This is a genomic window from Pseudomonas sp. Xaverov 83, assembly GCF_019352905.1.
GTDB lineage: Bacteria > Pseudomonadota > Gammaproteobacteria > Pseudomonadales > Pseudomonadaceae > Aquipseudomonas > Aquipseudomonas yamanorum.
Genome location: NZ_JAAAFU010000017.1, coordinates 18026 through 32265, shown reverse-complemented (window position 1 = coordinate 32265; position 14240 = coordinate 18026). Strand labels below are relative to the sequence as shown.

General features: G+C 61.0%; 11 protein-coding genes. 3 read left to right on the top strand and 8 right to left on the bottom strand.

The window, feature by feature from the left end; genetic code table 11:
• The first annotated feature begins 2 nt into the window (after positions 1-2).
• The gene (gene prpF / locus K0H47_RS07420) at positions 3-1193 is read left to right on the top strand and encodes a 2-methylaconitate cis-trans isomerase PrpF (protein ID WP_093200478.1); all 1191 of its coding nucleotides are present in this window, start codon (positions 3-5) and stop codon (positions 1191-1193) included.
• Between the two features lie 151 nt (positions 1194-1344).
• Positions 1345-2829, top strand: coding sequence for a 2-methylcitrate dehydratase (gene prpD / locus K0H47_RS07415; RefSeq protein ID WP_219272294.1), 1485 nt, complete (start codon positions 1345-1347; stop codon positions 2827-2829).
• A 169-nt stretch (positions 2830-2998) separates the two neighbouring features.
• Here the strand turns inward: prpD and K0H47_RS07410 are convergent, their stop codons facing one another.
• The 7 genes from K0H47_RS07410 to K0H47_RS07380 form a co-directional block, all read right to left on the bottom strand.
• Positions 2999-4321, bottom strand: a complete 1323-nt coding sequence (locus K0H47_RS07410) for an AAA-associated domain-containing protein (protein ID WP_017479087.1) — start codon at positions 4319-4321, stop codon at positions 2999-3001.
• Positions 4322-4335: 14 nt separating this feature from the next.
• Positions 4336-6081 carry an ABC transporter permease subunit gene (locus K0H47_RS07405; RefSeq protein ID WP_063032381.1) on the bottom strand — a complete coding sequence of 582 codons (1746 nt, stop codon included), beginning with the start codon at positions 6079-6081 and terminating at the stop codon, positions 4336-4338.
• Between the two features lie 227 nt (positions 6082-6308).
• A complete protein-coding gene (locus K0H47_RS07400; protein ID WP_219272293.1) occupies positions 6309-7037 on the bottom strand; it encodes an alanyl-tRNA editing protein in 729 nt (242 codons plus the stop codon).
• 2 nt (positions 7038-7039) lie between these two features.
• Complete coding sequence (locus tag K0H47_RS07395; RefSeq protein ID WP_063032377.1) at positions 7040-8032, bottom strand: serine O-acetyltransferase; 993 nt, start codon at positions 8030-8032, stop codon at positions 7040-7042.
• Between the two features lie 22 nt (positions 8033-8054).
• Positions 8055-8969 (bottom strand): PLP-dependent cysteine synthase family protein, encoded by a 915-nt coding sequence (locus K0H47_RS07390; RefSeq protein ID WP_063034033.1) that lies wholly within the window; start codon positions 8967-8969, stop codon positions 8055-8057.
• Positions 8970-8993: 24 nt separating this feature from the next.
• On the bottom strand, positions 8994-10853 hold the full coding sequence (gene moeB / locus K0H47_RS07385; protein ID WP_177027075.1) for a molybdopterin-synthase adenylyltransferase MoeB: 1860 nt from the start codon (positions 10851-10853) through the stop codon (positions 8994-8996).
• A gap of 1 nt (position 10854) precedes the next feature.
• A complete protein-coding gene (locus tag K0H47_RS07380; RefSeq protein ID WP_167410167.1) occupies positions 10855-11748 on the bottom strand; it encodes a DMT family transporter in 894 nt (297 codons plus the stop codon).
• Positions 11749-11898: 150 nt separating this feature from the next.
• On the opposite strand from K0H47_RS07380, the gene K0H47_RS07375 reads away from it, so the two are divergent.
• The gene (locus K0H47_RS07375) at positions 11899-13323 is read left to right on the top strand and encodes a PLP-dependent aminotransferase family protein (RefSeq protein WP_017479080.1); all 1425 of its coding nucleotides are present in this window, start codon (positions 11899-11901) and stop codon (positions 13321-13323) included.
• Between the two features lie 84 nt (positions 13324-13407).
• Here the strand turns inward: K0H47_RS07375 and K0H47_RS07370 are convergent, their stop codons facing one another.
• Positions 13408-14226, bottom strand: coding sequence for a pyruvate, water dikinase regulatory protein (locus K0H47_RS07370; RefSeq protein ID WP_003215001.1), 819 nt, complete (start codon positions 14224-14226; stop codon positions 13408-13410).
• Between the last annotated feature and the right edge of the window lie 14 nt (positions 14227-14240).

The window sequence follows — 14240 nt, the reverse complement described above, 5'->3', positions numbered from 1 at the left end:
CCATGGCACACGTACCGCAGATCAAGATTCCCGCCACCTACATGCGTGGCGGTACCAGCAAGGGTGTGTTTTTCAATCTCAAGGATTTGCCCGAGTCCGCCCAGGTGCCAGGCACGGCGCGAGATGCGTTGTTGTTGCGGGTGATCGGCAGCCCCGACCCGTACGACAAGCAGATCGACGGCATGGGCGGCGCGACGTCCAGCACCAGCAAAACCGTGATCCTCGCCAAAAGTACCCGCGCCGATCACGACGTGGACTACCTGTTCGGGCAGGTGTCCATCGACAAACCGTTCGTGGACTGGAGCGGCAACTGCGGCAACCTGTCGGCGGCGGTGGGTTCGTTCGCTATCAGCGCTGGCTTGGTAGAAGCCGCGCGCATTCCGCACAACGGCGTGGCCGTGGTGCGGGTGTGGCAGGCGAATATCGGCAAGACCATTATCGCCCACGTGCCGATCACTGACGGTGCGGTGCAGGAAACCGGCGACTTCGAACTCGACGGCGTGACCTTCCCGGCCGCTGAGGTGCAGCTGGAATTCATGGACCCGGCGGCGGAAGAAGAGGGCGGCGGTGGCTCGATGTTTCCTACCGGCAACCTGGTGGATGACCTGGAAGTGCCGGGTGTCGGCACGTTCAAGGCGACGCTGATCAATGCCGGGATTCCCACCATCTTCATCAACGCCCAGGACCTGGGCTACACCGGCACCGAGCTGCAGGGCGCGATCAATGGAGACCCCAAAGCGCTGGCGATGTTTGAAACCGTCCGCGCCCACGGTGCGTTGCGCATGGGGTTGATCAAGCATCTGGACGAAGCGGCCCAGCGCCAGCACACGCCGAAAGTCGCGTTTGTGGCACGGCCTGCGGATTACGTGGCATCCAGTGGCAAGGCGATCAAGGCGGGCGATGTGGACCTGCTGGTACGGGCGCTGTCCATGGGCAAGTTGCACCACGCAATGATGGGGACGGCGGCGGTGGCGATTGGCACGGCGGCAGCGATTTCCGGCACGCTGGTGAATCTGGCGGCGGGCGGTGTGGAACGCAATGCCGTGCGGTTCGGGCATCCGTCCGGGACGCTGCGGGTAGGCGCCGAGGCCAGCCAGGTCAACGGTGAGTGGGTCGTGAAAAAAGCCATCATGAGCCGCAGTGCGCGGGTGTTGATGGAAGGGTTCGTGCGCGTACCCGGCGACGCTTTCTAACCTTGCGCCGTGCGGGACGCGGAGCGTCCAAGGCGGCATTCCCACGCAGAGCGTGGGAACGATCACAGGCAGGCACCAAGACCTGCCTTTTATAAAACTTCAACCCTGACCCTGAGGATGGACCGCACCTAACCCATTTTGGAGTACTGCCATGAGCGCCAACGTCGACCAGAACAACCGCCCCGACTACGACCAGGTCCTGCAGGACATCGCCGACTATGTCCTGAATTTCAGGATCGAATCCCGCGATGCCCTCGACACCGCCCGCAACTGCCTGATGGACACCCTCGGTTGCGGCCTGCTGGCCCTGCGTTTCCCGGAGTGCACCAAGCACCTGGGGCCGATTGTGGAAGGCACGGTGGTGCCGTTCGGCGCACGGGTGCCGGGCACCTCGTTCCGCCTGGACCCGGTCAAGGCCGCGTGGGACATCGGCTGCATCGTGCGCTGGCTCGACTACAACGACACCTGGCTCGCCGCCGAATGGGGTCATCCCTCGGATAACCTCGGCGGTATCCTCGCGGTCGCCGATCACCTCTCGCAAAAACGCGTGGCCAATGGCGATGCGCCGCTGACCGTGCGGGCCGTGCTGGAGGCGATGATCATGGCCCACGAAATCCAGGGCGTGATCGCCCTGGAAAACTCCTTCAACCGCGTCGGCCTTGACCATGTGTTGCTGGTGAAAGTCGCCTCCACTGCCGTCACCGCAAAACTGATGGGCGCCAACCGTGAGCAACTGCTGTCGGCACTGTCCCAGGCGTTTGTCGATGGCCAGGCGTTGCGCACTTATCGCCATGCGCCGAACGCCGGTTCGCGCAAGTCGTGGGCAGCGGGGGATGCGTCGAGTCGCGGGGTACGGCTGGCCGACATCGCCATGCGTGGCGAGATGGGTATTCCCGGTGTCCTGAGCGCGCCGCAGTGGGGCTTTTATGACGTGCTGTTCAGCCACACCAACAAGGACCTGGCGCTCAAGCCCGAAGACAAGCGCGCCTTCAGCCTGTCCCAGCCCTACGGCACCTATGTGATGGAGAACGTGCTGTTCAAGATCAGCTTTCCTGCCGAGTTCCACGCGCAAACCGCCTGTGAAGCGGCGGTCACCTTGTACCCGCAAATGAAGACTCGCCTGCATGAGATCGACAGGATTGTCATCACCACCCACGAGTCGGCGATTCGCATCATCTCCAAGGTCGGGCAGTTGGCCAATGCGGCCGACCGTGATCACTGCCTGCAATACATGACCGCCGTGCCGCTGGCGTTTGGCAATCTGGTGGCCGAGCAATACGAAGATGAGTTCCACGCGGCCCATCCGATCATTGATGAGCTGCGGGAGAAGATGGTCATCGTCGAAGACCCGCGCTATAGCCGCGAATACCTGGAGGCCGACAAGCGCTCCATCGCCAATGCGGTGCAGGTGTTCTTCAAGGATGGATCCAGCACCGAACAGGTGGCCGTGGAATACCCGATTGGCCACCGTCGCCGTCGGGTGGATGGTATTCCGTTGCTGGAAGACAAGTTCAAGGCCAACCTGGCGACCCGGTTTACCGCGCAGCGCAGTGCCGAGATTTTTGCGCTGTGCAAGGATCAGGCACGGCTTGAGGCCACTCCGGTAAACCGGTTTGTCGACCTGTTCGTCATCTAAAAATGATCGTTACTGATCGTTCCCGCGCTCTGCGTGGGAATGCATCCTGTGACGCTCCGCGTCACCATTGCGCAGGACTCAAGCCTTGCGCCAGCAGTGGAACGCGGAGCGTCCCTGGCGGCATTCCCACGCAGAGCGTGGGAACGATCAATGTGTCGAGATCACGCCGTTACATGCTGCCTTCCACATCATCCAGGCTGAATGTCTCGGTATGGTCGTCATAGGAGAAAATCTCCGCATACCGTCCCCACGCCACCACGCTTTCCAGGGTCTTTTCCACAAAAGCTTCCGTCATCGAGTCTTCCAGTTCCTGCTCGAAGCGCACCCGTGGCGCCCGATGGCCGCTGCGTTCAAGCAACACTTGGTGAATGCGCGCGGCCAATGGCACGTGGCGGATCAAGTGTTCGGCGAACAGGGTTTTACGCTCCTGGGTGCCGTAGTCGGCAAACAGTTTGCCGGCGTCGGTGAGGGTGATGTCGGCACCCTTGAGCTCGGCGAAGCCCAGATGCTCAAGCATCTCCGCCACCGGGAACAGATCATCGACTTCCAGCAAGCGCCGTTCGGCCACGGTCGGCAGGCCGGCATGGCCGTTGTAGGGCTCGGCGGCCAGGGTTTCGATCAAGCCGGCCATGAGGTTGGTGGAGACTTCCGGCAACAGGCTGCCCATTTTCAGCTCAGGCAAACCTCTGCTCGCGTCGGCGCTACGGCGGTCGGTCATCAGGGCATAGATGTCGTCGACCATTTGCCGGAAGGTCGGGTCCAGGCGGTTGCGCGGGTGCGCAAACGGCACCTTGATCTCGGCCACTACCCGTCCAGGGTTGGACGACAGCACCAGGATGCGGTCGCACATCAGCACCGCTTCTTCGATGTTGTGGGTCACGATCAGGATTGATTTGATCGGCAACTGCTTGCCGCTCCACAGATCCAGCAGGTCGGTGCGCAGGGTTTCAGCGGTGAGCACGTCCAGCGCCGAGAACGGTTCGTCCATCAGCAGCAGGGTCGGGTTGACCACCAGTCCGCGGGCGAACCCCACGCGTTGGCGCATGCCGCCGGACAGTTCACGGGGGTAGGCGTTTTCAAAACCGTCCAGGCCGATCAGGTCGATGGCCGCCAGGGCGCGCCTGCGGGTTTCCTTGCGCTCCACCTGCAAGGCTTGCAGGCCTGCTTCAACGTTTTCCAGCACGGTCAGCCACGGGAACAGCGCAAAGGTCTGGAACACCATGGCCACGCCTTCGGCCGGGCCGTTGAGCGGCGCGCCGTTGTAGCGTACTTCGCCCGACGACGGCTGGATCAGCCCCGCGATGATGCGCAGCAAGGTCGACTTGCCCGAGCCGGAGCGACCAAGCATGCCGACAATCTCGCCCTCGTGCAGGCTCAAGTCCACGCCGCTGAGGACTTGCAGCTCGTCTTTACCTTTGCCGAACACCCGGTTCACGTTTTTCAACGAGTAGATTTCCGGGGTGTCGGCGGCGTGCTCGGTATAGGTAGTCATCACAGCGAATCCCATCAATTCAGACGAAGTTTGTTTTCAGCCATGGCGTACATCGGCCGCCACACAGCACGGTTGAACGCCACCACGAAGATCGACATCACCACCACGCCCAGGGCGATCTTCGGGAAGTCGCCGGCCGCGGTGGTTTGGGCGATATAGGCGCCCAGCCCGTGGGCGACCACATTGTCCTGGCCCCAGGACACGTACTCGGACACGATACTGGCGTTCCAGGCACCGCCCGAGGCGGTAATCGCGCCGGTGACGTAGTACGGGAAAATCCCCGGCAGCATCACTTTGCGCCACCACAACCAGCCGCGAATGCGGAAGTTGGCGGCGGCTTCCTTGAAGTCATTTGGGAAGGCGCTGGCGCCGGCGATCACGTTGAACAGGATGTACCACTGGGTGCCCAGCACAATCAGCGGGCTCAGCCAGATATCCGGGTTGAGGTTGTAGTGCAGGATCACGATGACGAACACCGGGAACAGCAGGTTTGCCGGGAAGGCCGCGAGAAACTGCGCCAGCGGCTGGATTTTTTCCGCCAGGGCCGGGCGCAAGCCGATCATCACGCCCAGCGGCACCCAGATCAGTGAGGCGATCAGGATCAGGCCAGCCACCCGCAACAGGGTGATCAGGCCCAGCACAAATACATGGCCGACTTCGGCGAGGGTCACTTCGGTGCCGACGTACTGCACGATGTGATACAGCGCATAGGCGGCCAGCAGCGCGATGAGTGCGCCCCACACCCAGTCGATCACTTTTGACGCCCTTGGTGTTTCTGCCGGCAATGCCTTGAGTGCACCGCCCGCCAGGCTGAAGCGTTTGTTGCCAATGCGGCTGATGGCGCGGGTGACAGGCCGCAGGATGCGCTGGACGATGCGCGTGCGCTGGATCAGGTTCAGCAGCCAGGATTGCGGCGCGGCGCCCTGGGAGGCGGTGGTTTCCATGCGGAATTTATCGGCCCAGGCCACAAGCGGGCGGAACAGGAACTGGTCGTACATCAGGATGACGACAATCATCGCCAGGATCACGTAACCCACGGCGTGCAGGTCTTTCTGGGCAATCGCCAGGGCCAGGTACGAACCTACGCCCGGCAAGGTGATGGTCTTGTCGCCGACGGTAATGGCCTCGGAGGCGACCACGAAAAACCAGCCGCCGGACATGCTCATCATCATGTTCCACACCAGCCCCGGCATGGCGAAGGGCACGTCGAGCTTCCAGAACCGCTGCCAACCGGAAAGTCGCAGGTTGGTCGACACCTCCACCAGGTCGTGGGGCAGCATGCGCAGCGACTGGTAGAAGCTGAACGTCATGTTCCAGGCCTGGCTGGTGAAAATCGCAAAGATTGCGGCGAACTCCGCGCCGAGCACGCGCCCGGGGAACAGCAGCAGGAAGAACGTTACCGTAAACGAGATGTAGCCCAGTACCGGTACCGATTGCAGGATGTCGAGCACGGGCACCAGCAGTTTTTCGGCGCGCCGGCTTTTGGCGGCCAGGGTGCCGTACAACAGCGTGAACACCAGTGCTGCAACCATCGCCGCCAGCATGCGCATCGTGGTGCGCATCGCGTACTCCGGCAGGTTGGCCGGGTCGAGGGAGATGACTTCACTTTGCAAGGTGGCGATGGGCGCCCAGGTTTCCCGGGCCGTGATGGAGAAAAACAGTAAAAAGCCGATCACCAGGGGCAGGGCGACCAAGTCCCAGCGGTTGGGCAGCAAGCGCAACGTGGACGCAGGGATATAGTGGCGGAACACTCTGTTCATAGGCAGTCAGTCCTGCAGCGTTCAGGTTCAGGGGCGTGATGGGAGTGAGCTTAGCTGCTGCACGAATGACCCACCGAGAAGGAAGGGCGCTGTTTTCGCGAGTCAGGGGCAACGAGGCGTTGCTGGCGGGATTGTACGTTTCTGAATGTTACAAGCACATAAATTTGCTGTCAGTTTCCTGTACGAACGGCGTCTAGGGCGTTGGCACCCTAGCCGCCGCACGGCCGCTATTCGAACCGCAGAATCACCCGGCGGTTGTGCTTGCTCTTCTTCTCGATTTTTTCACAGAACACCCGGCCGATTTCCTCGGTATTGGTCACATGGGTGCCGCCACAGGGCTGGATGTCGATACCGGCAATTTCGATCACCCTTACTGAGCCCTGGATCACCGGTGGTGCCACCGCCTGGGTGCGGGTGATCTGCAGCAGGGTCGAATACTCCGAGGCGGGCATCGACAGGGTTTTTACCGTGTGAGCCTGTTCGATCAAGGCATTGAGGTCGCGGGTGATGCTCTCTTTGTCGAGGGTCATTTCCGGCAGGTCGAAATCCAGGCGACCCTTGTCGGCACCGATGCTGCAACCGGTCACCGGGGCATCGATGATCGAGCACAGCAGGTGCAGGCAGGTATGCATTTTCATGTGCTGGTAGCGGCGCTCCCAGTCCAGGCTGGCGTCCACCTGCATTCCGGCGACCAGTTGTTCAGGGCACTGTTCTACCTGGTGCCAGATGATTGAGCGCAGCACCGGGTCGCGCACGGTGCCGGTGATGTCGACGCGGCTGCCGTCGGGCAGGATGAAGTGTCCGGTGTCGCCCGGCTGACCGCCACCTGTGGGGTAGAACAGCGTGTGCTCCAGGGCGATCCCCTGTTCGCTGACGGCAATCACCCGCGCACTGAAAGCATTCTGGTAAGGCGCGCTGTCGAACAGCGCGAGGGTTTCCATGGTGTGCACAGACATGTTCAACCTCCGACGATCAGTGGGCTGGCTTGCAGCAGGCGACGAACCATCGCGCTCAAACCAGGGGGAGATAGCAGGGTGATTTCAAATTCGGGCCCGGTCACTTTCAGGTTCAGCGGCAGGCGCGGCGGGTAGGCCGTTGTCTCGATATGGCGCAGGCGGAACTGCAGGTGATGGCGTTCCTTGACCGTCGGCTCCAGCAGCAGGCCGGGCAGGGGATGGAAGTCGGCGTCCAGCACCGTCACTTTGTGGCTCGCATTGACCTCGCCTACCACATGCAGGCGTTCGTCGAGGGCAAACGCGCCGAGGTAATTGCTGTGGTCCGACTCATCGTTTTTCTGGAGCTGGATCTGGTTGACCACCTTGACCTTGGTGCCGGCCGGCACGTCCTGGGTGATCACGCAGGATGGGCTGATAAACACGTTGTCGCCGATCAACACATAACCGAGTACCCGAGCGCCGGAACCGACTTCCACGTTGTTGCCCAGCCGTGGGTGACGCTTGCCGTCCGGGTTGTTGGCGATCCCCCGGGCGCCAAGGGTCACGCCGCAGAGGATGTAGCAGTCGTTGCCGATCTCGCAGGTTTCACCGATGACCGTGCCGTAACCGTGGTCCAGCACAAAGCGTCGGCCGATCCGTGCGGCGGGGTGAATTTCGGCGCCGGACAGAATCTTGCCCTGGTTGCTCAGCTTCAGGGCGATGGTGGAAAACACGCCGTTGTTCGTGTCCGGGAAATTCCACACCAGGTGCGCCAGCCGGTAGTACAGCACGGCCTTGAACGAGGCGTAGGACTCCAGGATCAGCTCACCGCGCCCACGGGACGCCGGGTCGCGCCAGGCATAGGCGATCAGATCTTCGGCCACCGCCTGGGCCGCTGCCTGGATCAGCGGCGCAAGATGCGCCTCCAGCTGCTTCAACTGCGCAGGCGTAAGCGTGGTGATGAGGTGGGTGAGCAACTCATCGTGCAGCTGTTGCATGTCGATAAAGCCCCCCATGGAGGCACCCCCGCAATAGTTGTTATTCAAAACAGGGCAAATAGCTGTCGGCACTGTCGTAGACCATGGTCAGCACAACGGTATCGGTGGGCAGCTCCGGCGCCAGCTTGGCGATGGCTACCATGTTGGCGGCCGACGACAGCCCGAGGCTGATGGCATCGGTGCGCATGATGCGTTTGATCATATCGAGGCATTCCTGACGCGACACCTTGAGCATTCCGTCAATGATCGCGACGTTGAGAATGCTCGGGATCAACCCGATGGACAGGCCCTGGATATGGTGCGGCGCGTGGCGGTCGCTGAGCAGGTCACATTCTTCCGGCTCCACCCCCATCACGCGGATTGCCGGCCAGGTGCTCTTGAGGGTTTCGCCGATGCCGGTGATATGGCCGCCGGTGCCGATGCCGCTGACGAAGTAGTCGACCCGCAGCTCGCCGAAGGCGCGGATGATTTCCCGGGCGGTGGTGTCACGGTGGGTCTGCGGGTTGGCGCCGTTGCGCTGCTGGTTGAGCATCACGTAGCTGGGGTTTTCCAGCTGCAGCTCCATGCACTTTTCGCCGTGGGAATTGTTGCCCTGGCGGCTGTCTGACAGCACCACCTTGGCACCATACAGCCGCAGCAGTTTCTGCTTCTCCGGGCTGTAGTTGTCGGGGATCACCAGCACCACTTTGTAGCCCAGCACGTTGCCGGCCATCACCAGGCCGATGCCGGTGTTGCCGCCGCTGGGTTCGATAATGGTTTGCCCGGAGCCGCGAATCAGAATGCCCCGGCGCTCGGCGTCGAGGATCATCCCCAGGGCGATGCGCGCCTTGTGGCTGCCGCCGGGGTTGAGGGATTCCAGCTTGGCGTAGACCTCGATGCCAAGGTCTTCGGAAAACTGTTCCAGGCGCACGATGGGCGTTTGGCCAATGGCGTCGAGTATCGAGTTATGCAACATCAAGTAAGAACCCATGGCCGCTGATCAGTACAAAGGCATGTCGGGTTCGACGTCGCGAACCCAGTGTTTCATGCCGCCTTGCAGTACTTTGGTGTTGACGAATCCGGCGGCCAGCAACGTGCTGGCGGCTTGCTCCGCGCGGGTTCCGGCGTAGCAGATGAGGTAGTGGGTGTTGTCACGGCTGAGGTTGGCGAGTTGCCCGTCGAGTTCGGCCAGCGGGATATGCACCACCCCCGGCAATTTGCACACTTCCAGCTCGCTGGCGTCGCGCACATCCAGCAGTACGTCGGCCTTACTGTGTTGTTCCAGCAGTTGCTTGAGCACCCGAGGCTTGATGTAGCGCTCTTCGGCCAGGGACGGTTGGCTTGGCATCGCATCGGCGCAGACGGCGGGTGCGATGCTTTGGGTGTGGCGCAGTTCGGAACAGCACGGGCAGTCGGCGCGGCGCTTGAAGCGGATCTCGCTGAACTTCATCGCCAGCGCATCAAAGCGCATCAGCCGGCCCGAGAGTGGTTCGCCAATGCCGATCAACAGCTTGATCGCCTCGGTGGCCTGGATCATCCCGACCACCCCGGGTAATACGCCGATGACACCGCCGGCGCTGCAGTTGGGCGCCAGTTCCGCCGGCGGTGCCTGGGGAAACAGGCAGCGATAGCACGGCCCGCCTTTATAGTTGAGCACGCTGATCTGCCCGTCGAAGCGATAGATGGCGCCGTACACCAACGGCTTGCCCAACTGCACGCAAGCGTCGTTGACCAGGTAGCGGGTTTCGAAATTGTCGGTGCCGTCGATCACCAGGTCATAGGCGCCCACCAGTTCCAGGGCGTTGTCGGTGTTGAAGGCGGTGTCGTAGGTGTTGATCTGAATGTGGCTGTTGAGGTCCTGCAAGCGTTGCTTGGCGGACTCCACCTTGGGCAGGCCCAGGGTGCTGTTGCCGTGGACGATCTGGCGTTGCAGGTTGCTGCTTTCCACCACGTCGAAATCCACCAGCCCCAGGGTGCCGATGCCGGCCGCCGCCAGGTACAGGCTGATGGGCGAACCGAGGCCGCCGGTGCCGATGATCAGCACCTTGGCTTTCTTCAGGTTCAGTTGGCCTTCGCGGCCGACGCCGGGCAGGGTGATGTGGCGCACGTAGCGCTGCACTTCCTCGTTGCTCAGTTGGTCGACGTCCATGCCGCCGGAGGTGGCCAGCAGCACTTCGATTTTGGCCTTTTCGGGCAACCGGTCGTTGGCGTCGATCAGTTCCTCTTCGGCGGTGAACAGGAAGTGTTCCTTGAGCTGGTTATTCTCGTAGAGCAGGTGCGCCCGCAATTGCGGGTGCTCGATGCAGAGGTTTTCAATGACTTCGCGCAATGTCGATCCGGCACCCTCGAGGGTCGATGCTGGCAGCTTGGCCACGCGGACCAGGATGTCGGGGAAAGAGACAGCGTTCATGCACAACTCCGTTTGCAGGTCGTTGAAGGGGGTTTGGGCGAAGCGCTTGCCATCCCAGGCAAACAGTTTTGAACCTTGGGTCTTGCCCTGGCGAACATCGACCACCAGGTAACTTACGGGGTAGATCGGCTCGCCCATGAAGAGGGCCTTGTCCTGGTCTTCGTCGCTGAAATACGCGCCGACGTCAGGGTGGGAGTGGTAGATCACCACCACCGGGTTATCACTGCGAAACGCCTTGTTCATCATGAGCGTGTCGGCCACCGAAAAGGTGTAACCGTTGGCTGCACTGCGTGAATACATCTCGGGGTTCTTGCGGTGCAGCTCGTTCTGGATGTTGCTGCCCAGGTGCACGGTGCCATCGGCGAAAACGAAACCGCAGCATTCCTCGGGGTAGCTGCGGTCGGCGTGGGCGTAAATCTGCTCCAGGGCGGTTGGGCTCAGGACCTTCATCTCAGTTTTTCTTCGCCAGGAGCTTTTCGATGGGCAGCTTGGTGATGGCAAAACCGGCCAGCAGGATCGCCGAATACATCATCAGGTCCTTGGAGATCTGCACGCCTTCGTACCAGGCACCGATGATCACCGCGAACACCGGGAAGATGATGAACACGAAGGACAAAATGATCGGGCTCAGGCGCTTGAGCAGCATGAAATACACGATAAACCCGCCCACCGACGCCACCAGGCCAAGGTAGAACAGCGCACTCCAGGAGCGCAGAGTGATGTCTTCGAACGTCGGGGTTTCAAACCACAGCCCGGCGACAAACAGCATCAGCCCGGCGATGCCGATGGGCAGGGTGTTGTAGGTGATCACGCTGATGGCGCTGCCTTGTTTCTTGGTAATCACGTAGCACAAGGCATGCATGATCGCGGCGGCCAGGATTGCCAGCACCCCGAAGAACTCGGCATGGTCCAGGTGCAGGCCCTGGCTCTTGATGATCATGTACAGGCTGCCGAAACCGATGGCGATACCGACCACTTGGGAAAAGTAGATGCGCTCGCGCAGGAACAGCGCGGAGAAAATCAGGATAAACACCGGCATGCAGCTGAACAGCAGCGCGGTGAGTCCAGACGAGACATGCATCTCGCCGTAGTTGAGCAAGTAATACGGAACGCTGAAGTAGGACAGCGTCACAAACACGAAGAACCAGCGGCTTTCCCGGGGAAACAGAATCGGCTCGCGGCGCACCCAGGCGAAACACAGGAACAGCGGAAACGCGATCAAGAACCGCAGCCCGGCAGAGGTCAGCGGCGGCACGCTCTCCACGGCGATCTTGATGCCCAGCCAGGTGGTGCCCCAGCTCAGGCACACGATCAGGAACATCACACTGGTTATCAGCCCAGCCAACCACTGCTTGTGAGTTTTTGTTTTTTCAGCATTTTCGAGAACGGCGGACATTGGCATCGTGACATTGCTTCCATGAGACCGAATTGACCTCTATATTGAGTGCCTTGATTCGGTGATTGAACCCGTAAAAGCACACTATTAGGGCGAAAGATGGCTGTCAAAACAAATATTGACATGGTGTCAATTATGCGAGAAGGACTCTCCAACGGGCAGGGTGTGAAGTACAAGCGCCTGTCCGATGTCATGGAGCGGGGCATTCTTGAAGGCTTGATTGAACCGGGAAGAAAGCTGCCGCCTCATCGGGTGCTTTCCGACAATCTGGGGGTCACTATCGGCACCATCAGCCGAGCCTACGGTGAGCTGGAGCGGCTGGGGCTGGTGGTGGCGCGCGTGGGTGACGGCACCTTCGTGCGCAAGCGTGGGATGGAACGCCAGCGGGATGAAGGCTTTCGCAACTTCAGCGACGAGCCGCGGCAATACTTTGATATGAGCCGCAATATGCATATCCCGGGGCAGGAGACCACGTTCCTGGCCCAGAGCTTCCAGACGCTGGCCACCAACGCCAAGTTTTTGCAGGACATCAGTGCCTACACCCCGGATGCCGGCCTGCCGCGCTACCGGGCAGCGGGTGCCCAGTGGCTGGTGCAGCGGGACTTCCATCCGATTCCCGAGCAAGTGATCTGCGTGAACGGTGGCCAGCATGGGCTGCTGTGCGCACTGATGGCACTGTTACGGGCGGGGGACACGGTGGTCACCGAACAGTTGACCTACCCGGGGCTGATCACCGCCGCGCGCATGCTGGGAATACGCCTGATCGGCCTGGAAATGGATGAAGAAGGGCTGCTGCCAGGGGCGCTGGATGAAGTCTGTCGCAATCACCGGGTTTCGGCGTTGTACTGCACGCCGACCATCCAGAATCCTACGACAGCGGTGCTGTCGGTCGCGCGCCGTGAGGCGCTGGTCAAGGTCTGCCGTGAACACAACCTGCTGATTCTTGAGGACGAGGCCCACGGTGTGCTGGTGGAAGACCGCCCGCCGCCCCTGAGCCATTTCGCCCCGGAGCGTACGATTCTGATCAGCAGCCTGAGCAAGGCGGTGTCGGCGGGGTTGCGCGTTGGGTACGTACACGCACCGCCGGCGCTGGTCAGCCGGATTTCTGCGGCCTTGCGTTCCACCTGTTGGATGGCCACGCCGGTCACCCTGGAATTGGCCACGCAGTGGATTGAGAACGGCACGGCAGAACACCTGCTGCACCAGCAGATTCAGGAAATCAGCCGCCGCAAGGCGTTGGTTGAAGGGTTGTTGATCGGGCTGGAGTACCGCACTCACCTGAACAGCCCGCACTTCTGGATCGAAGTCCCGGAGCCGTGGCGCGCGTCGGAAATCGAGGCGGAGTTGAAGCAGAACAATTACCTGATCGCGACAGCCGAGGCGTTTGCGGTGGGGCAGACGGCGGTGCCGCAGTTTATCCGGGCGAGTATCTGCAATACGTCGGGAGATGATCAGTTGCTGCTGGATGGGTTTGATGCGCTGGCGACAGCGCTGGGGCAGGGGGGAGGGCGGTTTCACCTGTGAACCCAACAGCTTGTTGTGAACATGGCCTCTGTGGCGAGGGAGCAAGCTCCCTCGCCACACAAGCACCTTGGCCAGAGAGCGTATTTACTTAAACCGCCGCTCCACCCCTTTCTCCACCAGAATCTTCGCCGAAATCTCTTCCACCGAAAAATGCGTGGAATTGATGTGCGCAATATTTTCCCGGCGGAACAGGTTTTCCACTTCCCTCACTTCAAATTCGCACTGCGCATAGCTGGAGTAACGGCTGTTGGGCTTGCGCTCGTTACGGATCGCCGTCAGCCGGTCCGGGTCAATGGTCAGCCCGAACAGCTTGTGCTGGTGCGCGCGCAGGGCGCTTGGCAGTGTCAGGTGCTCCATGTCGTCTTCGGTCAGCGGGTAGTTGGCCGCGCGAATCCCGAATTGCATGGCCATATAAAGGCAGGTCGGCGTCTTGCCGCAGCGGGACACGCCCACCAGGATCAAATCAGCCTTGTCGTAGTAGTGGGTGCGGGCGCCATCGTCGTTGTCGAGGGCGAAGTTCACCGCCTCGATCCGCTCCATATAGTTGGAGTTGTGGCCGATGGAGTGAGATTTTCCGACGGAGTATGACGAATGTTCACTTAACTCTTGTTCCAGCGGCGCCAGGAAGGTAGAGAAGATGTCGATCATGAAACCATTGGAGGTGGCGAGGATCTCACGAATGTCCTGATTGACGATGGTGTCGAAAATGATCGGACGAAATCCGTCTTTTTCGGCGGCCAGATTGATTTGTTGTACCATGGCCCGCGCTTTATCCACGCTATCGATATAGGGTCGCGTGAATTTGCTGAAGGTAATGTTTTCGAACTGCGCCAGCAGGCTTTGACCCAGGGTTTCGGCTGTAATGCCGGTGCCGTCGGAGATAAAGAAAGCAGATCGTTTCATTTGAGCCTTGGGCC